The 21,231-nt window shown below is 34.4% G+C and carries 13 protein-coding genes; 9 read left to right on the top strand and 4 right to left on the bottom strand.

Annotated features, from left to right (window positions below; translation table 11 throughout):
* Nucleotides 1–365 precede the first annotated feature (365 nt).
* The 3 genes from KXJ69_RS10550 to KXJ69_RS10560 all read left to right on the top strand — a co-directional run bounded on the left by KXJ69_RS10550 (nucleotide 366) and on the right by KXJ69_RS10560 (nucleotide 5,795).
* Nucleotides 366–1,343, top strand: a complete 978-nt coding sequence (locus tag KXJ69_RS10550) for a ribonucleotide-diphosphate reductase subunit beta (protein WP_219053077.1) — start codon at nucleotides 366–368, stop codon at nucleotides 1,341–1,343.
* A gap of 112 nt (nucleotides 1,344–1,455) precedes the next feature.
* Entirely contained in the window at nucleotides 1,456–3,882 is a 2,427-nt protein-coding gene (locus KXJ69_RS10555; RefSeq protein WP_219053078.1) for a ribonucleoside-diphosphate reductase subunit alpha, read from the top strand.
* 167 nt (nucleotides 3,883–4,049) lie between these two features.
* On the top strand, nucleotides 4,050–5,795 hold the full coding sequence (locus KXJ69_RS10560) for a Na/Pi cotransporter family protein (protein WP_219053079.1): 1,746 nt from the start codon (nucleotides 4,050–4,052) through the stop codon (nucleotides 5,793–5,795).
* Between the two features lie 44 nt (nucleotides 5,796–5,839).
* Here KXJ69_RS10560 and KXJ69_RS10565 read toward each other — a convergent pair whose 3' ends face one another.
* Together KXJ69_RS10565 and KXJ69_RS10570 are read right to left on the bottom strand one after the other, a co-directional pair.
* The gene (locus tag KXJ69_RS10565; RefSeq protein WP_219053080.1) at nucleotides 5,840–8,083 is read right to left on the bottom strand and encodes an inorganic phosphate transporter; all 2,244 of its coding nucleotides are present in this window, start codon (nucleotides 8,081–8,083) and stop codon (nucleotides 5,840–5,842) included.
* A 72-nt stretch (nucleotides 8,084–8,155) separates the two neighbouring features.
* Entirely contained in the window at nucleotides 8,156–9,358 is a 1,203-nt protein-coding gene (locus tag KXJ69_RS10570; protein ID WP_219053081.1) for a porin, read from the bottom strand.
* Nucleotides 9,359–9,743: 385 nt separating this feature from the next.
* Between KXJ69_RS10570 and KXJ69_RS10575 the strand changes: the two genes are divergently transcribed.
* The 4 genes from KXJ69_RS10575 (at nucleotide 9,744) to KXJ69_RS10590 (ending at nucleotide 12,806) form a co-directional block, all read left to right on the top strand.
* Nucleotides 9,744–10,103, top strand: a complete 360-nt coding sequence (locus KXJ69_RS10575; RefSeq protein WP_219053082.1) for a toxin-antitoxin system YwqK family antitoxin — start codon at nucleotides 9,744–9,746, stop codon at nucleotides 10,101–10,103.
* Nucleotides 10,104–10,226: 123 nt separating this feature from the next.
* Nucleotides 10,227–10,499, top strand: coding sequence for a hypothetical protein (locus KXJ69_RS10580; protein WP_219053083.1), 273 nt, complete (start codon nucleotides 10,227–10,229; stop codon nucleotides 10,497–10,499).
* 73 nt (nucleotides 10,500–10,572) lie between these two features.
* The gene (locus tag KXJ69_RS10585; protein ID WP_219053084.1) at nucleotides 10,573–12,165 is read left to right on the top strand and encodes a SulP family inorganic anion transporter; all 1,593 of its coding nucleotides are present in this window, start codon (nucleotides 10,573–10,575) and stop codon (nucleotides 12,163–12,165) included.
* Between the two features lie 11 nt (nucleotides 12,166–12,176).
* Nucleotides 12,177–12,806: a carbonic anhydrase family protein gene (locus tag KXJ69_RS10590; protein ID WP_219053085.1), complete on the top strand. Its 630-nt coding sequence runs from the start codon at nucleotides 12,177–12,179 to the stop codon at nucleotides 12,804–12,806.
* Between the two features lie 51 nt (nucleotides 12,807–12,857).
* Here KXJ69_RS10590 and KXJ69_RS10595 read toward each other — a convergent pair whose 3' ends face one another.
* The gene (locus KXJ69_RS10595) at nucleotides 12,858–15,686 is read right to left on the bottom strand and encodes a TonB-dependent receptor (RefSeq protein WP_219053086.1); all 2,829 of its coding nucleotides are present in this window, start codon (nucleotides 15,684–15,686) and stop codon (nucleotides 12,858–12,860) included.
* Between the two features lie 78 nt (nucleotides 15,687–15,764).
* Nucleotides 15,765–17,018, bottom strand: coding sequence for a beta-helix domain-containing protein (locus tag KXJ69_RS10600; protein ID WP_219053087.1), 1,254 nt, complete (start codon nucleotides 17,016–17,018; stop codon nucleotides 15,765–15,767).
* A 175-nt stretch (nucleotides 17,019–17,193) separates the two neighbouring features.
* Here KXJ69_RS10600 and KXJ69_RS10605 point away from each other — a divergent pair, with 175 nt between their 5' ends.
* Both KXJ69_RS10605 and KXJ69_RS10610 read left to right on the top strand, forming a co-directional pair.
* Entirely contained in the window at nucleotides 17,194–18,522 is a 1,329-nt protein-coding gene (locus KXJ69_RS10605; protein WP_219053187.1) for a deoxyguanosinetriphosphate triphosphohydrolase, read from the top strand.
* A gap of 82 nt (nucleotides 18,523–18,604) precedes the next feature.
* Nucleotides 18,605–21,178 carry a T9SS-dependent M36 family metallopeptidase gene (locus tag KXJ69_RS10610; protein WP_219053088.1) on the top strand — a complete coding sequence of 858 codons (2,574 nt, stop codon included), beginning with the start codon at nucleotides 18,605–18,607 and terminating at the stop codon, nucleotides 21,176–21,178.
* Nucleotides 21,179–21,231 lie beyond the last annotated feature (53 nt).

Below are 21,231 nucleotides of genomic sequence, written 5' to 3' on the forward strand. Positions count from 1 at the left end.
TCTCTGGTTTTCTTTTTTTCTAAAAAAAATAAAAAATATGGTCAATCAAATTTGTTAAAAAATAAGCATGTTAAAACCGTATAAAATTGTTTCTCACGCTTAGTAGAATGGGCAACTTTTAGGGTTTTCAACGAACAATTTTCAGAATGTTTATAACTAAAGCAAAACAATTATAAATAGTTGAAAATCAATTATATAAATATGTTTTTTAACAAAACAATAATAACAATGCATTTACGTACGTGTTGAAAACTTTGTTAAAAACCCGAAGCAACTTTCCCCCATTTCCGTTTTAATTTTTTTCATATTTGTTAGTCCCTAGTAACAAGAAAATTTCATTAATTTTTAAAAACGGAAAGGACAACATGAGTGCAGTAGAACCCATTTTAGCAGAAAACAAAGACAGATTTGTAATTTTCCCCATTCAACACCACGATATTTGGGAATGGTACAAGAAAAGTGAGGCCAGTTTTTGGACCGCAGAAGAGATAGATCTTCATCAAGATTTAACCGACTGGACCAATAAATTGAGTGATGATGAACGCTATTTTGTAAAGCACATTCTTGCTTTTTTTGCTGCTAGTGATGGCATTGTAAATGAGAATTTGGCAGAGAATTTCGTAAATGAAGTTCAGTACAGTGAAGCTAAATTTTTCTATGGATTTCAAATTATGATGGAGAACATTCATAGTGAAACCTATTCGTTACTCATAGATACTTACGTAAAAGACGATAAGGAAAAGGACAAGCTTTTTAATGCTATTGAAAATTTCCCAGCGATAAAGAAAAAGGCAGATTGGGCGCTTAAATGGATCGATAGCCCAAGTTTTGCAGAACGACTTATAGCTTTTGCTGCTGTGGAAGGCATATTTTTCTCTGGAGCCTTTTGCTCCATCTTTTGGTTGAAAAAAAGAGGGCTCATGCCTGGACTTACTTTTTCTAATGAATTAATTTCTAGAGACGAAGGGGTACACTGTGATTTTGCAGTACATCTTCACAATCACCACCTAGTAAACAAAGTGCCAAAAGACCGCATTCGTGAAATTATTGTAGATGCTCTTAATATTGAAAGAGAATTTATCACCGAATCGCTTCCAGTGAGTTTAATAGGGATGAATGCAAAACTAATGACACAATACTTGGAGTTTGTAACCGATAGATTATTGGTAGAACTTCAATGTGAAAAAGAATATAACTCCAGCAATCCGTTTGACTTTATGGATATGATATCGCTACAAGGGAAGACCAATTTCTTCGAAAAGCGAGTTTCAGAATACCAAAAAGCTGGTGTAACAAACATGGATAAAGAGTCGAATAAAATAAGTTTCGACGCAGACTTTTAAATAATTTCCGTCTGTTCCCCAAAGGGCGGATTTTTTTAAAGCTTTGATAATGCGCTTTTTAATGATTGCGTAAGAAATAATTTTTTCAAAAAACTAAAAAACCTCTAGCAAAATGAATGTAGTAAAAAGAGATGGCAGGAAAGAACCCGTAATGTTCGATAAGATTACGGCTCGAGTACGAAAACTGTGTTATGGACTCAATGAATTAGTGGATCCCGTAAAGGTAGCCATGCGTGTTATTGAAGGATTATACGATGGTGTCACTACTAGTGAATTGGATAATCTTGCCGCAGAAATTGCCGCTACCATGACAGTTTCACACCCAGATTATGCAAAGTTAGCTGCAAGAATTTCAGTCTCTAACCTTCATAAAAATACCAAAAAGACTTTTTCTGAAGTCATGACAGATTTATATGAATATGTTAACCCAAGAACAGGAAAAAAAGCCCCTCTTTTAAGTGATGAAGTGTACGAAATCATTAAAAATAATGCAGATGAGCTAGACTCTGCTATTATTTACAATAGAGATTTCAACTACGATTATTTTGGTTTTAAAACGCTAGAGCGTTCGTATTTATTAAAATTAAACGGAAACATCGCAGAGCGTCCACAACATATGCTCATGCGTGTTTCGGTTGGGATACATTTAAACGATTTAGCTGCGGTTAAGGAAACGTATGAGTTGATGTCGAAGAAATTCTTCACGCACGCCACCCCAACCTTATTTAATAGTGGAACGCCAAAACCACAAATGTCTTCTTGTTTCTTACTAACAATGAAAGAAGATAGTATTGACGGCATTTATGATACCTTAAAACAGACTGCAAAAATTTCACAATCTGCAGGAGGTATAGGACTGTCTATTCATAACATTAGAGCAACAGGATCGTACATTGGAGGAACCAACGGAACCTCAAACGGAATCGTTCCTATGTTGCGCGTCTATAACGATACAGCTCGATACGTGGACCAAGGAGGAGGAAAGAGAAAAGGAAGTTTTGCCATGTATATTGAGCCATGGCATGCCGATATTTTCGACTTTTTAGATTTAAAGAAGAACCACGGAAAAGAAGAAATGCGAGCTCGCGACCTATTCTATGCTATGTGGATTCCAGATTTGTTTATGAAACGAGTGCAGGAAGATGCAGAGTGGACTTTAATGTGTCCTAATGAGTGCCCGGGATTATTTGATGTACACAGTGAAGAATTTGAAGCATTGTACCTAAAATATGAAGCAGCAGATAAAGGTAGAAAAACTATAAAGGCAAGAGAGCTTTGGGAGAAAATTCTCGAATCCCAAATTGAAACGGGAACACCCTATATGCTCTATAAAGATGCAGCAAACAGAAAGAGTAATCAAAAGAACTTAGGAACCATTCGTTCTTCAAATCTTTGTACAGAGATTTTAGAATACACCTCTCCAGACGAAGTGGCAGTTTGTAACTTGGCATCTATTGCGTTACCTATGTTTGTAAAAAATGGTGAATTTGACCATAAAGAACTTTTTAGAGTTACCAAACGGGTTACAAAGAATTTGAATCGTGTAATTGACAGGAATTACTACCCCGTAATTGAAGCACAGAATTCGAATTTCCGTCATCGTCCAGTAGGCTTAGGAGTACAAGGATTGGCAGATACATTTATTATGCTACGCATGCCATTTACAAGTGACGAGGCAAAGCAATTAAATCAAGAAATATTTGAAACGCTTTATTTTGCAGCAGTAACAGCTTCCATGGAGGAAGCTAAAGTAGACGGTCCATATGAAAGCTATAAAGGTTCTCCTATTTCTGAAGGATTATTTCAACACAACCTTTGGAATATTAAAGACGAAGAATTAAGCGGTCGTTGGGATTGGGCAAAATTGAGAAAAGACATTAAAAAGCATGGGGTTCGTAATTCATTGTTAGTAGCTCCAATGCCTACAGCATCTACTTCTCAAATTTTAGGGAACAACGAAGCTTTTGAGCCTTATACCTCCAATATTTATACCCGTAGAGTACTCTCTGGAGAATTTATTGTAGTGAACAAACACCTGTTAGAGGACCTGGTTGGACTAGGCCTATGGAATGATGATTTAAAAGAAGAAATCATGCGTGCCAATGGATCTATCCAACATATTGAAGGAATTCCTCAAGAGTTAAAAGAACTATATAAGACGGTTTGGGAGCTGAGTATGAAAGATATTATCGATATGTCTCGTCATAGAGGATATTTTATAGATCAGTCACAATCTCTAAACTTATTTATGGAAAATGCGAATATGGCAAAACTAACATCTATGCATTTTTACGCATGGAAGAGTGGCTTAAAAACAGGAATGTATTATTTAAGAACGAAGAGTGCTGTAGATGCTATTAAGTTCACTTTAAATAATGAAACCAAAAAAGAACCTGTGGAAGCTGTAGCCGAAGCAAAAGTTGAGGCTGTTTCTGCTGCTTCAGAAAAACCATTAACAGCAAAAGAGCTAAAGGATTTATTGGCGCAGTCTAAAAATGCTGCCGAAAATGATGAAGATTGTTTAATGTGTGGTTCTTAATTTTTAAGTGTTTAGTGTATATAAAAAGGAGCGCCAACGGCGCTCCTTTTTTATTTTAAAAATGTTCAATTTAATCCCTAATTAGATTCACTTTTTTGAAATCTGATTTTTATCAGTTCAAGAAAATTCAATTTTGCTATTTTTAAACCTGGCAAGAACAACGATTTATGAATTACGGGTTTACCGACTTTCTACAATTATTTGGGTCTCTGGGTCTCTTCCTCTTCGGAATGAAAGTAATGAGCGACGCCCTTCTTAATTTGGCTGGCGATCGCATGCGAAAGATATTGGCAACCATGACTTCCAATAAGTACATGGGTATTTTTACGGGGTTCTTAATTACTTCTGTTATACAGTCTTCCTCTGCGACAACCCTTATGGTTGTTAGTTTTTCTAACGCTTCATTGTTAACACTTACAGAAGCAATAAGTGTTATTATGGGGGCCAATATTGGCACCACAATTACAGCTTGGTTAATAACAATTTTAGGATTTAAAGTTAGTATGAGTGCTATTGCATTACCCTTAGTGGGTTTTGGTTTTGCTTTTACTTTCTCAAAAAAGCCTTCATTAAAAAATTGGGGTGCCTTTATAATTGGGTTTTCCATTTTATTTATAGGATTACAATTCTTAAAAGATGCTGTACCAGATATTAAAAGCAATCCTGAGATTTTAGCTTTTTTAACGAGCTACACAGATTTAGGCTTTTGGTCTATATTAATCTTTTTACTTATAGGAACATTATTAACTGTAATAATTCAGTCATCCAGTGCTACTATGGCATTAACGTTAATTATGACGGCGCAAGGATGGATTTCATTCGAATTGGCCGCCGCGATGGTTTTAGGGGAAAATATAGGAACAACCATTACGGCCAATCTAGCTGCAATAGTAGCAAACTTCCAAGCAAAGCGAACGGCAAGAGCGCACTTTTTATTCAATATTATTGGGGTAATTTGGGTGCTTATTTTATTTTACCCATTCCTAAAATTAGTTACTTGGGTTTCTTTAAAAACAGGCTCGGATTCTCCTTATCTTACTGCTGCTGCTATTCCTGTTGCAATTTCTTTGTTTCACACCATTTTCAATATCTGTAATACATTTTTATTGATGTGGTTCATCAAGCCTATAGCAAAAATTGTGGAACGATTAGTGCCAGAAAAAGAAATTGTTGAGAAAGAAATGGATGAGCCTAAATTTCTTATGAATAGCGTTCTGGAATTTCCGGAAACATTAATTCATTCATTAAAAAATGAATCGAAATATTTGTTTGAAAATTCAATTCTTGAAATAGTTTCAAAAGCAATGAATATTATTTCAACAGATTTAAAATCTGAAACTAAAATTAAAAAGGTAGTAAAGAAGAATAAACAAGACTTAAAAACAGATGTAGATAATTTGTATTACACCAAAGTAAAAAATATTTATGGGAAGATTATTGAGTATGCAACAAAGGGGCAGAGTAGTTTAAAACTTACCCAAAACCAAACTAAAGAAATTTCGGAAGTTAAATTAGCCAATAGAGTTATGGTTGAGATAGTTAAAAATTGTGTTGGGCTAAATAAGAATGTTACCAAGTACTTTAATTCTGAAAATGAATTTGTTAAAAAAGAATACTATAAATACCGTAAAAAAATCGCTAAAGTTATAAGAGTACTTTATCTATTTGCTGAGCAAGATGAGAAAGATAAATATTATTTAAAATTAAGTAAGCTAAAACAAGAAGCGGAACAGGAATACCATCATTCTAATGAATCTATTAATAGTTTAATACGTCAAAATCTCATTAGTGTTTCCATGGCTTCTTCTTTAATTAATGATAATGATACTGTTAATGATATTATTAAGAAACTCATCACCGTAGCAGAGTTGTTATTTACTACTAAAGATAGTTTATTAGAAAATGGAACATAAAAAACCCTCCAATAAAGGAGGGTTTTTTTAAGAATTTAAACAAATTAATTCTTTTTATAACTATTGTAATACTCTTCCATTAAGTGGATAAGAGCTGTCACAAGATCCTTAGTTTCCATTAATAAATTGAAATAAAGTGTGGTATTCTTTGGACTAGACTCTTCCGTTCTAGTTCTTTGAATTTGCTTCTCAATTTTTGCTGAGATATCTGCATAAGCCTTTTCTTTTCGGTCTAAAATACCTTCAAGTCTTTCAAAATCCTTGGTGTCAAAAATATTTACAATATCCATTAATAGGTGCTCGAATGAAGCATTTATTTCTTGAAGGTCCTTAATTTGATTGAATTTTAAGGCCTTGTGATTATTGTTAACATGCTTGTAACTCTTTTTTGTTATATATTCTAAGGACTGAGCCACATCGGTTAAATATCCAAGTATAATGATATAAAAGTTACTACCTCTTACACTTGTATCATCAAGATTTTTAATAAAATAGAATATGTTATTTCTTAAATCTTCAATTTCATTATCGAGTTTTTCAACTCCCTTCTTTGTCTTTTTAAGTTTCTTTTCATCTTGCTTTGCAAGACCTTTAATTACCTCTGTATAAATCTTATTTGTTCTGGAAACAACATTTGAAATATTATTTGCACTTTCAGAAATAATTCCTTGTACTGTTTTACTTTCAGACTTTTTCAAACCAGATTTATCTAGTTTTTCTATTCCTTTTCTTTTATGTGACAAATAATTTCTTATTAATAATGCTAATGCGACTAATAATAGGATAGCAATTGCAGGTCCTCTTCCTATATAAATGATATAGGTTAAGGTTCCCGCAGCTACAAAAGCACTGAACGCTGTAAAAAACCAGCCTCCAATGACGTTTAGTACTCCTGCTACTCGATATACCGCACTTTCACGTCCCCAAGCCCTATCTGCCAATGAGGTACCCATAGCTACCATGAAAGTTACATAGGTAGTGGAAAGAGGCAACTTCATTGAAGTGGCAATGGCAATAAGAATACCAGCTACCGTTAGGTTTATAGAAGCACGAATCAAATCAAATGCAGGTATTTCGTGAGCTTTTCCAGCTGGGATTTTTACCTCTGGTTTTTCGAAACTTTTGGCAATTTTATCTTGTGTAGACTGAGGTATGGCACCCCCTAATAATGAAGCTAATTTTGTACTTCCTTTAACAACAGCACGAGATAAGATGTTAGGATTAAATTTTTCTGCCCCGTCTCCTTGTCTAGAGAGCCCTATTTCTGTTTCGGTAACAGTTCTTGCCTTTTTGGAAAACCAAAGCGTTAAAACCATAATGGCACCTGAGATAAATAATAAAAGAGGTTCTGCAGGGACTTTTTCTTCAAGAACATTCATTGAAAATGCATTAGCCGCTTCTCCAGAGACAGACCAAGCTTCATAACTATGGTATGCAGCCATAGGAACACCAATAAAGTTAACTAAATCGTTTCCAGAAAACGCTAATGCTAACCCAAATGTCCCAATTGCTATTACTACCAATAGGATGCTTTTTTTAAATATTTTAGTAAATAATATTGAAAAGGCAGTCCAAAAAAGAAACCCAATTCCTATTACTATCCAAAAATTTGTAGCTAGAATTTCTTTAAAAGCACTATAATTTGGAGCTCCTTTAAGTCCTTTAAAAAAGATAAAATAGCTAATTGCGGTTAGGGTTAACCCCCCAAAAATGGCTCCAAAATTCTTCATTTTTTGTTCGTAATGAAACGAAAATACAAGCCTAGATAACCATTGAACCAGTGCTCCTAGGGTAAAAGCAATTACTACTGAAAGTAAAATACCAGTGATAATTTCTATTGCCTTTTCAGAATTTATATAATTTCCTATATCAGCCATCGTTTCCGAAGAGGACGCGCCAATTTTTATAAGTGCCATTACTACAGTAGCACCTAGTAAAGAAAAAACTATGGATACTGTAGTGGAAGTGGGCATTCCAAGGGTATTGAAGAAATCTAGTAATAAAATATCCGTAATCATTACGGCTAAAAATATTATCATAATTTCATCAAAATAGAATTCTCCAGGGATAAAAATCCCTTTACGAGCAACTTCCATCATCCCACTGGAATAAACGGCTCCAATAAAAATTCCTAAACTCGCAACAATCATAATGGTACGGTAAGGAATAGCTTTAGAACCAATTGCAGAATTTAGAAAGTTTACAGCATCATTACTAACACCAACAACTAAATCAACAATAGCTAAAACCGCTAAAGCTACAAGCATTAAAATGTAAATATTATCCATTTTTTAAAAATTATTTTCGGGCAAAATTCTTAATTAATTTATGATTACCTGTTATCAAATTGTTACGTTTTATTAAAAATGCAGGTCAAAACCTATTCTAAATTCAATACTATCTGCATCACCTTTTAAGGTAGTATAACTTACATCAGATTGAACTTTAAGTTTGTGGCCTACAATATACTTAGAAACACCTAAAGTATACTGTTCTTCACCTAGTCTACTAGTAATTTTATTATAATCTGTGGTAGTAAACCTTCCTGCAATTTCATAATTATTTTTGAATAAATAACCAGCTTGTAAATTTAATGCATTACCTACTAATACAATATCTCCAGTTTCGGTTCCGTCTGCTTCCATGGCTACAGGGTTTTCGGCATCTCTATTAGCATATTCTCCCATAAATGAAAAACCTTTGTATTTAAACATGGTATCAACAAACAAAGTGGTAATATCGGTTTCGTATAAAGAGCCATCTTCCAAAAACATATAGGAACCTAAATTACTTCTAGTTTTTACAGCATCTTGATTTAAATCGTACGTTACTCCTATCATTAATTTTGGCGAAGCCTCTCTTGCTAAATCTGCTTGAAAATAATCTCCATTGGATTTAAATGATCCAAATGGAAGGAATTCTAATCTACCGGTATATTGTAATCCCCCTTCATTTCCTTCGGTAATATTTCTACCTTCTCCCTGTGAAACGGCAACTTTTTCACGAATTATAAAATCTCCACCCAAATTTGCGTGGTGACGTAATTGCATTCCTATATCACGGTCAATATTAAAGCGGCTGTTTAGTAAGGATCGGTCTATTAATTGCATATTTGCTGAAGAAACAACACGTTCTACGTTTCCTGGCAATTTTGTTTGTCCTACCCATAATTCGAAATTTTCATAAAAATTCCACATAATTACAGCGTCTAATATGTATCTAGGTGTATTTCGGTTAAATTCATTTGCTCCTGAAATGTCTCTATTAGAAAGACCTAATTCAATTTTATATTCAAGTTTAGGTGAGTATGCCCATCCATCAAATTTTAAACGAGCACGTCTTATTAAAAAATTATGCTCTGGGCTATTATAATTATTACCATTATAATCCCAGTTCGTTTCAGAACGAAATTGGATCCTTGGAGCAAATTTGATGCTAAAAGTACTATCTTTTGCAGTGTAATTAATGATTCCTTTTCCAAATGAAGTGTCACTTATTTCTTGAGCTTCAATAGTAAGTGTGGAAAATAAAATTGCCAAAAAGGCAAACTTTAAAAGTTTCATGTAAATCGTTTTAAGTTTTTGTCGGTGCAAAGAACTTAAACCAATGTTAACTGAATGTTACCTATAAGTTATTTTTAAAAATATTATACAAAAAGGGTCGCCCATTGGGCGACCCCACACATTGATAAAATCTAGTCGACAAAAACTTAACGATTTATATGTGTATGTGTATTAAACACAAAAACAAATAAAGGCCATCTGTATAGCTTAATCGTGAAGTAAATATTAAATAAATATTAAGTTTTCTCTTTAATGTTAAAAAGGCACTTATAGTGCTGAAAATCAGTTTAAAAATAATTCAATGTTAATTTAATGTTATGCAAACCTTTATTAATTGTTACCAATTTTGTAAATTTGGGCTATTAACCCTTAAAATATGTTTATCATGAGAAAATTATTAGTAGTATTTACTATTTCTCTTTTAGCAGGGTCGGCTTTTTCACAAGAAAAAGTACAAGATGAATTTGTTAAAGAAGGAAAAGTGATTAAAGCTACGCTTTACCATGAAAATGGAATGGTAGCTCAAACTGGTTTTTACACATTGGATAATAAACTAGAGGGTGAATGGATAAGTTATGATGCAGTAGGAAATAAAACTGCTGTAGCTCACTACAAAAAGGGCAACAAAGTTGGTACATGGTATTTTTACCAAGGTAATGAGATTAAGGAGGTAAATTACTCCAATTCTAAAGTTGCCAAAGTGACTTCTTTTAAGATTACAGATGCTGTTGTGATATCCAACTAAAGACAAAAACTTACAAAACAAAAAATGCCTCAATTTTGAGGCATTTTTTGTTTATAGGATTTATTTAAAACTTTAACAAAGTAATAAGATTTGAAAATTTATAAAATATATACTTTTGGGGTCATGTTAAAATCGCTTGCACATAGCTTTATTTCGCTTTTTTTCATCATAGCGTTGTTGGGGCCTTCTGTTTTTCAGTTGTGTGCTAAAGATGTTGCTCCAATTGTTTTAACAATACAAGAGGAAGAAGTAAAAGAAAAATTATTTTCCATCTCCGATTATGTTTCTCATATTCATCTCTATGTTCCCAAAAAGGAATTAAATACTGCCTACGTTGAAAGGCGTTACATACACACTTCAGAAGTTTTCCTACCTCCCCCAGAACATATTAGTTAGTTTTTCGATTTTTTTAAAATTAATTTAAAATCTGTTTGAAAAGTATTTTTTCAAACCACTAATCTATTATAATATGTTTAAATCGTTACGAAATGACATACCAGCGAGTATTGTCGTATTTTTTGTAGCATTGCCGTTATGTTTAGGTATTGCCCTTGCCAGTGGAGCGCCTTTGTTTTCAGGGTTAATTGCTGGTATTGTAGGGGGGGTTATTGTTGGATCTTTAAGTGGGTCTAAAATTGGAGTTTCTGGTCCTGCAGCAGGATTAGCAGCCATTGTATTGACAGCCATAGGAACCGTTGGTGGGTTTCAAAATTTTTTGGTAGCTGTTGTATTGGCAGGTGTAATACAGCTTTTGTTTGGAGTTTTAAAAGCTGGAATTATTGCATATTACTTTCCTGCTTCTGTAATAAAGGGAATGCTAACAGGAATAGGGATTATTATTATTTTAAAACAAATCCCCCATTTTTTTGGATATGATCCAAATCCGGAAGGAGATTTTGCTTTTTTTGAAGTTTCAGGAGATAATACTTTTTCAAGTCTTATAAAGACCATCAATAATATCATCCCTGGCTCTGCCTTAATTGGTATAGTTGGCTTAGGAATATTAATCCTGTGGGAAAAAGTGTTGTCTAAAAAAGGGAAGATATTTCAATTAATTCAGGGACCCTTGGTAGCCGTGATAGCGGGGATTGTATTTTATGCATTTACAAAGTCTCATGATTCACTTTCCATTGCTGGAATACATTTGGTAAGTGTACCTGTCCCAGAGGATGCCGCCTCTTTTTTAGGACAATTTAGTTTTCCAAATTTTTCAGTCATTACCCAACAAGATATTTGGATTGTGGCATTTACTTTAGCCTTGGTAGCGAGTCTAGAAACCCTACTTTGTGTTGAAGCAACCGACAAACTTGACCCAAATAAAAACGTTACACCTACTAATAGGGAACTTTTCGCACAAGGGGCGGGAAATATTATTTCGGGATTAATTGGAGGGTTGCCTATTACACAAGTAATTGTGAGAAGTTCTGCTAACATCCAGTCTGGCGGAAAGAGTAAAATGTCCACCATAATACATGGGTTTTTCCTATTAATTTCTATCATCTTGATACCAAAATTGCTTAATATGATTCCCCTTTCTGTCCTTGCAGCAATTTTACTTGTGGTTGGTTATAAATTGGCAAAACCACAATTATTTAAAAAGATGTATGATTTAGGGTGGAAACAATTTGTTCCTTTTACGGTAACAGTTTTGGGGATTATTTTTATTGATCTTTTATATGGAATAGGATTAGGATTACTAGTAGGGATTGTTGTAATTCTTATTAAAAGTTATCAAAATTCCCACTTCCTGCATAAAGAGGATGTAAGTAATGGAGTCCAGAAATTGAAAATGACGTTAGCGGAGGAAGTGACCTTTTTTAACAAAGGAGCAATATTAAAGGAATTGGATAGAATTCCTAGGGATTCATATGTTGAGTTAGACGTAAGAAAAACTCGATATTTGGATAATGATATTATTGAAATATTAGATGATTTTGCTTATAAAGCTAAGGAAAGAAATATTACGATTAAGTTAATTTCTGAAAGAGGGACGGTTGTTAACCCTCCTAGTTATATTGAATTTTTTAAATTAAGACCAGTAACCGAACAATTTACAAACTAAAATAAAAGAGTATGAAAGCACACACTAGAGAAACACAGGCTACAATGACGCCTCAAAAGTCATTACAATATTTAAAAGAAGGAAACGAACGATTTCAAAATAACTTAAAGGCAAATAGAAACCTCTTAGAGCAAGTAAACGATACTAGCGATGGGCAATTTCCATTTGCAACCATTTTAAGCTGTATAGATTCTAGAGTTTCTGCAGAGTTAGTTTTTGACCAAGGATTAGGAGATATATTTAGCGTAAGGATTGCTGGAAATTTTGTGAATGAAGATATCTTAGGAAGCATGGAGTTTGCTTGCAAATTGGCTGGAACAAAGCTCATAGTTGTTTTAGGACATACCGCATGTGGCGCTGTAAAAGGGGCTTGCGACCATGCCGAAATGGGAAACCTTACAAAACTTATTCAGAAAATAACGCCTGCAGTAAATGCTGTTACCGAGCCTAAAGATGAAAGTTTGCGTAATTCGGCCAATGCTGAATTTGTGGATGCGGTTTCTGAAAAGAATGTTCAACTTACCATTGATAGAATACATGCGGAAAGTCCAATACTTACCGAAATGGAGAAAAATGGAGAGATACTGATTGTTGGAGCGATGTATGATATTAACAATGGAGCTGTGACGTTTTTTGAATAGAACAACGTCTCAATAGAAAAAGAAAGGCTCCTAAGTGGAGCCTTTTTTGTTTTAGAATTTTAAGGAATATCCAAGGCTAATTTTTTGGCCAGGACTCCATTTTGAATAGGTTATATCCTCTGTGCCGAAAGATTGGTATACACTTTCAATATCGTCATCTAGAAGATTTTCAAAACTTAAAGAAATCTGACTATTTCTAGATTTTCCAAATTGTTTTGAAACATTAAATTTCAAATTATGAAAAGGGAGGGTATAAACATCGGCAATATCTGCAGCTCCAACTATTTGAAGTGTTTTTCCTTGGGTATTATAATAAAAACCAGATTTCCAGCCATTATCTTTTCCTTCATACGTAATTCCGAAGTTAATAAGGTAAGGAGATTGCCCTTGAAGTTGTCTAGTTTTATCTAACGTTTCCCCTTCTCTAAGATTGTCCAATCTTCCTTGTCGTTCATCTTCACTATAATTCTGTTTGGATTCAATTATGGAAACATTAAAATTAAAATTAAATTCTTCCCAACCAGTTATAAAACCTAAACTTTTTCTGAGTTCTAGCTCACCACCAAAAACTTCAGCATCGCCTAAATTAAGAGGCGTATATTGTCCATAAGCTCTTCTAATAAAGGAAAGTTCTATAGGATCTGTAAATGATTTATAAAACCCGCTTAAAGCAAAAAAATCACCATTTTCTCCATAATTTTCAAACCTAAGGTCGAAGTTATCTATGTAAGTAGGTTGCAAATCTATATTACCAATAAAGGTGTTGCTACTTATGGGGTCAAAAATTTCTGCAATAGAAGCTTCTTTAAATGATGGTCTAGCTGTGGTTTTTGAATAAGAGGCTCTAATTTTTTGAGATTCGTCTTCTTGAAGGTCAAAAATTAAATTTGCTGAAGGAAAAAAATCGGATTTATCAAGAATCGTGGTGCCATCAAAAAAACTACCATCTTGCCTTTGTCCCGTATAATTAAGTTCAAACTTTTCAAAACGAACACCTAGAATGGCATTAAACCATGGCAATACTTTTATTTGTTCTGAAAGATATCCAGAAGCCACTGTTATTTCAGAGTCAAATGAGTCTGATGGGCTGGAATCTTTTCTAAGATAGACCCCGCTATTAGTTTGTTCATTATAAATATTTTCATCTAGTAGAATTTGATTTGGGTCACCATTAAATTGAGCAGAATTGAAATTTATAAATGGAAAAGAATATCGAATAACTTCAAAATCTCTTTGTTTATAGGCATATCCACCCCCAAATTTTAACTTAGCCTCATTTCCAAAAAGGGTGTGTTTATTTTCAAATGCCAATTTTCCTACTAAGTTGATCTCTTCCAGATTTCTATAAAACCTTGAAGCGTCACCAGACTCACTAGGCTCGATAGTGTAAACTTCTTCACCAGTCTCACTATTAATGCTTACTCTAAAAGGAGTTACCCTAAAATCTTTGTCATAAATAGTTGCAAAGGAAGGGGATAACCTCCAGTCTATTTTCCATTGATTTTCGGCTCCTAAACTGTGCTCCCCGTTAAGAAGTAGGTTTGAAATGGCTCTTTCGGTATAAATTAGATTATCTTTTTTAATTTGGTTAGAACTAATGATTCCATTCTGTAACCTAAAAATACTGGCCTGAGATTCTCCATTTTGAATATGCAGTGCTGTTATGCGGTATTTGGATTTTTCAGTTTTTAAAGATATTCCAGCCAAGCTGCTTATTAATACACTGTTAGTTCCTAATTCTCCATTTTGACTTCTATCCAATAATAAATTATAATTGGAAGGATTCGCTTCATCTTTTCTAAAAATTTGACCATTAATATATTCATCAAAATATTGAGTCTCATTTCTATATGATATTGAGGCTAGATAGCCTAGTTTGTTATCACCAATATCGAAGCGATCTCCAGCAGTGACAGAAAAATTATAGTCCATAAAACTTTGATTATTTTCTGGAGCTAATGTTTTTTCAAATCTTCTCGTTAAAATGCTATTTACATTTGCATTTTGTTGGGGTAAAGGGATTTCTTGTGCAGCAGGGATAGGGTTGGACCTTAGTCCATTATCAAAACCTAAAATATCAGTTGGGCTACTCTTATCTGCAATATAATTATTATTAAAGTGCATATCTCTATTATATCCAGCTCCCAAAGACACACTATATTCAGCTCTATTAGGAATATCTTTAGTAACAATATCTACAACTCCTCCAGTAAAATCTGCTGGTTGATCTGCTGTAGAAGATTTTATCACAACAATATTTTCAAGAATTTGTGATGGAAAAATATCCAATTGAAGCGTATTTCGATCGGGATCCAATCCAGGAATATCCATGCCGTTTAGTATAGATTTAGTGTATCTATCTCCTAAACCTCTTACATATACAAATTTTCCACCTTGAACAGATACACCCGGAATGGTTTTTACAGCACTCGCAATATCACTTGCGCCAACTTTTTTAATGGATTCTAATGAAAGCCCGTCCATAAGCGATACAGAATTTTTTTGAAAGCTAAGTACCGCAGACTCACTGTTTTTAGAAACAGTAGTAGATATAACCACTTCGTCTAAAGAGGCAAGACTAGGGTTAAGGGTGATATCTATAATTTTAACTTCGCCATTTTTAACAGTAACTTGAGTAATTTCTTTGGTTTGGTATCCTACAAAAGAATATTCAATAGTATATGTGCCTTCACCAACTTCTAAAGAGTATTTACCATCAAAATCTGATGTAGTTCCAGTTGTAGTCCCTTTCACAATAATATTAGCAAATGCTAATACGTCGTTAAACTCACCATCAAGTATTTTTCCTGAGATGATTCCTTGCCCAAAAGAGGTATTAATAAAAAAGAGTATTAATAAAAAAGATAAATGTTTTTTCATCTTGAGTTTTTTAATAGCAAATTGCCCGTTTAAAAAAACGAGCAATTTTTTTGGCTAAAGTATTAGTGGATAATTGTATTAATTTAAAGCGCCTTTGGATGCTGCATAGGTCCAAGAGAAATTACTTAAGTTAGCTCCCCCACTTGTTCCAGATGTACTCCATCCAGCAGCTTGTTCAGTAAAAGAAGGTGTGATAATTGTACTTTCTCCATCACCTGTTTTTTCTACAAAAATTTCATTGACAGTATTTACACCTTCAGGTAGTTCTACTACCCAACTTTGAAATGTAATTTTTCCATCAATAAAATTTTGGGCTACACCATTATTGTCTAATTCTACATCTGAATCAGCTTTAAATCCTCGTGCAAATACATTTTTTATGGTACCCATAGCTCTATCTCTTAAATCGGCATATTCACCATTTTCTGTATTGGTATTTCCTATTAATGTTAAACCATCAATGGTAAAACTTCCTTCAAGAGAACCGGCAGGGCCATCAATTTCTAAACCGTGGTCTGAAATATCACCTAAAACCACAACGGCGTTAGAAATGGTTCCAGAGTAAGCCTCATCAATATCAAGACCGTCGTCACCTTGTGCCCACACTAATGCATTTTCTACATTAACGGTGCCGCCAAACCACTCTATACCATCATCTACATTTCCCACCACTTCAATATTGTTTATAGTAGTACCACTTCCTACACCACCTAACGTAAGTCCGTTTATTTCATTCCCGTCTCCAATTAAAGTACCACCGTGTCTAATAGACACATAACTTAAAGTTCCACTGTTGTCAGCATCATTGTTTCCACCATACAGACCATTAGTATCACTTGCAGGGATTCCTTCAATTTGATTTTCGGTAGCATTTCCTGATAATGAAGCACGTGCATTTCCTAAAATTAAAAGGCCTCCCCAAAGTCCACGGTCATTTTCACTAAGATTGGTTCCTGCTATTTGTCCAACATCAATGTTATCTGCAATTGACGTAAAAATGATAGGCTGGGAAGCAGTTCCTACGGCATTAATTTTAGCTCCTCGTGCAATAATTAATGTAGATGCATTCGCTCCAGATCCAGCAAAAGCCTTTATAATGGTTCCTGGGTCAATGGTTAAAGTAGCACCGTTAGTTACAGTAACTCTACCTTCTAGTTCCCAGATAACATCATTTGTTAAAGTAAAGTCTTCTGTAATTTGCCCGGTAAGCGTGGTTTCTATTACAACACCACCATCATCATCGATAGGTATAATATCCCCATTATCATCACTTCCACATGCAATTAATACTAGGGAGAGTAAAATTCCTTTAATTTTAATAAGATTCTTCATATTGTTTTTGTTTAGTTTGTTCTTAATTGATGGTGCAAATATGGAACTAGCATGTAAAGTGGGTGTTAATCTAAAATTATGATTAAGTCATTTCAAGGTTATCTAAATGTTAAATGGTTAACCTTAAAAAAATGATTGAATTAAGTATCTTGCATCTTCAATATTTCAAAGTATGATGCAATGGGAAAAGCTCCTTTCTTTAAAAAGACAAGGAGATACAAATAAACGATTACGAATAGAACAAGACGAAACCCGATTGGGTTTTGAAGTTGATTACGACAGGATTATTTTTTCTTCCGCTTTTAGAAGCCTTCAGGATAAAACACAGGTAATTCCGCTTTCAAAAACCTCCTTTGTTCATACCCGCTTAACTCATAGTTTGGAAGTTTCGGTGGTTGGGAGGTCTCTAGGAAGAGCAGTAGGGAAAGCTATATTGGAAAGGCATCCTTATCTTGAAAAAACGCATGGGTATCGTTTTAATGATTTTGGAGCTATCGTGGCTGCTGCTTCTTTGGCTCACGATATTGGAAACCCTCCTTTTGGACATTCGGGTGAAAAAGCAATTGGCGATTATTTTTTAAATGGAAACGGAAATCGATTTAAAAAAGTTTTAACCGATAAGGAGTTTCAGGATTTGGTCGATTTTGAAGGTAACGCAAATGGCTTCAAAATTTTGACAGAATCTAAACATGGAGTGGAAGGGGGATTACGACTTTCTTATGGGACCTTGGGTGCTTTTATGAAATATCCCAAAGAATCACTTCCCAAAAAACCAACGCCTCACATAGCCGATAAAAAATACGGGGTTTTTCAGAGTGAAGTTTCTTTTTTTACTGAAGTGGCAGAAGAACTAGGATTATTGAAAATGGAAAACAATAGATATAGTCGTCATCCATTAACTTTTCTGGTGGAAGCGGCAGATGATATTTGCTACACACTAATTGATTTTGAAGACGGAATAAATTTAGGATTAATTGAGGAGGAACTTGCTTTAGAATATTTGGTAAATCTTGTAAAAGACACCCTTCAAAAAAAGAAATATAGTAAGTTAACGCAGGCTTCAGATAGGCTTGCTTATTTGCGATCATTAGCAATAAACACTTTAATTGAAGAAGCTGTGTCAGTATTTATTAAAAATGAAGAAAAAATCCTAAAAGGGACATTTGGAAACTCTCTTTTGGACCATTGTAATTATACTTCTCAAATTAATGATATTATTAAAGTAAGTGTTGAAAAGGTATATAAGAGTCAAGAAGTAATTGAAAAGGAGATTGCTGGATATAAAATTTTGACGACTTTATTGGATGGGTTTACGCAAGCTTTTGAGAGAAAACAAAATCACCAATTGAGACATTACGATAAATTATTAATTTCTGCATCGCAATTAAATATGGATGAAATCCATTCTACGTATGACTATCTCATGGCTAGTTGTAATTATATTTCTAAACTTACAGATGGAAATGCGTTATTACTTTTTCAGAAAATGAATGGCAAAATTTAAACTTCTGAATGTTAAAAGGGCAGACTTTTAATAAATTTCAACTATATTTAGCTTCCTTAATTTTTTAACTAAAAACTAAACTATGAAAAAATTACTTTACCTGCTTGCATTTCTTACGGTGAGCATTGCAGGAGCTCAGGATTATACACAGGTAATCCAATCGTACTTAAACAATAATCGAGCACAGTTAGGCTTGACCGCTGGAGACGTAGAACAGGTAACTGTTTATTCTCAAAGTTTTTCAAAAAGCATGAATGTTAATAATGTTTATGCGGGTCAAACCATTAATGGAATTGAGGTATTCAATTCTGTTTCTAGTTTTGCAATTAAATCGGGATTAGTTGTAAACGCAAATGTTTCTTTTATTGATGATGCGTCATCAAAAGTGAACGCTTCAACTCCATCTATTACTGCTGAGGGGGCAATTACAAGAGCCGCACAAAATTTGGGAATTAACTCTCCTTCACAGCTGGAGCTTATTAATAATAATGGATTAAATTATTTGTTCAATAACGGAAATATTTCTTTAAATGAAATTCCTGTAAAACTTGTCTATCAACCCATGCCAGATCAAACATTGCGTTTATCTTGGGATTTAAGTATTTACCTTTTAGATGCAAGCCACTATTACAGTGTTAGAATTGATGCATTATCTGGTGAACTTATTGATACTATAGACTGGGTTGTTAATTGTGACTTTGGTGCTGGTAGTCATGGGCACAAAGTTGAGCACAGCATTTTATTTAAAAATGAAAACGAATTTTCTATTGGTGGTGCTCAGTATAGAGTTTTCCCAATGCCATTTAGTAATCCTTTAGATGGAGCAGATGTAATTGTAACTAGTCCAGAGGATGCTACTGCATCCCCATTTGGATGGCACGATACAGATGGTGCTGGAGGAGCAGAATTTACTATTACAAGAGGAAACAACGTTTGGGCTATGGAAGACCAAAACGGGAATAATGGTACTGGAGCATCTCCAGATGGTGGAGCGACATTAAATTTTGACTTTCCATTCGGGCTACCTCAACCTCCTGCAAATTATGTGGATGCCTCTACAGTAAATTTATTTTATTGGAATAACATTGTCCACGACGTTATGTATCAATATGGTTTTGACGAAGAAAGTGGAAACTTTCAAGAAAATAATTATGGTAATCCAGGAAATGATGGTGATGGGGTGTATGCAGATACACAAGATGGTTCTGGAACTAATAACGCAAACTTTTCTACCCCTCCAGATGGTAGTAACCCAAGAATGCAAATGTTTATTTGGGATGGCGGAGGCGCTGGACCTGTAGATATTCTTACCATAAATAATGGACCTTTAGCTGGAGTATACCAAGGTGTGCCAGCTGGTTTTGGAGGAGAAATTCCTTTCCCACCTCTTACAGAAGATTTAGTTGTTGTTGAAGATGATGACTCTGGAGTCTCAACAGACCCTAATGATGCTTGTGATCCTATTACTAATGGAGGAGCATTAAGTGGAAAAATTGCTGTAATTAGAAGAGGTGAATGTGAATTTGGGTTTAAGGGACTTGCTGCTCAAAATGAAGGTGCAGTGGCAGTTATTATGGTTAATAATGTAGCTGGCCCTCCAATTGTTATGGGAGCAGGAGCTGTTGGAGCCTCTGTTACCATTCCAATGTTTATGGTTTCAGATGTTGACGGCGAAGCAATTATAGCTGAAGCACTTTTAAATACTGTAAACGGAACTATCTCAGGAGAAAATATTCCTCCAGACTTAGATAGCTCTCTTGACAATGAAATTGTTGTTCACGAATATGGTCATGGAGTTTCTAACCGTTTAACAGGTGGTCCTAACAATACCAGTTGTTTAAATAATCAAGAGCAAATGGGTGAAGGATGGAGTGATTATTTAGGATTAATGTTAACCATGCAAACAGGAGATCAAGCTGAAGATGTTAGAGGTTTAGCAGCATATGCTTCTAGTAATCCAAATGGAATAAGAGAGGCTCCCTATAGCACAGACTTTGGAGTAAATGATTATACCTATGCCGATGTAAATGGAAATGTATCCGTTCCACATGGTGTAGGATTTGTATGGGCAACGATGCTATGGGAAATGACTTGGGATTTAATTGACCAATACGGTTTTGATGCTGATATTTATAATGGTACTGGAGGAAATAATATCGCTCTTCAATTAGTAATGGATGGTATGAAATTACAAGCTTGTAGCCCTGGTTTTATAGATGGTAGAGATGCCATTTTACAGGCAGATGCTTTGGCAAATGCTGGAGCAAATTGCGAAATTATCTGGGCAGCATTCGCTCGAAGAGGCCTTGGTTTTAGTGCAAGTCAAGGATCATCAGGTTCAACAACAGACGGGGTTGAAGCTTTTGATTTACCACCAACAGGGACTTGTTTGCTAGGTATCGCCGATGCTAATTTTGACAGTAACTTTAATGTGTATCCGAATCCATCAAGTGGACAGATAAACATTGCGTCAAAAATTAGTTTAGGTGAAACTACTGTAACTATTGTGGATATGAATGGCAGAACTGTTTATTCACAAAAAGTAAACTTAGGAACGCTAACTACCTTGGATGCTTCTAAATTAACAACTGGAATTTATCTAGTTAATATTGAAGGAGATACTTATACTCATACTTCAAAATTAATTATGAAATAATAATAGAATACTTATTTTTTAAATGGGCTTTTCAAATTAATTGAAAAGCCCAT

The organism is Halomarinibacterium sedimenti (genome assembly GCF_019312585.1).
GTDB classification, from domain to species: domain Bacteria; phylum Bacteroidota; class Bacteroidia; order Flavobacteriales; family Flavobacteriaceae; genus Halomarinibacterium; species Halomarinibacterium sedimenti.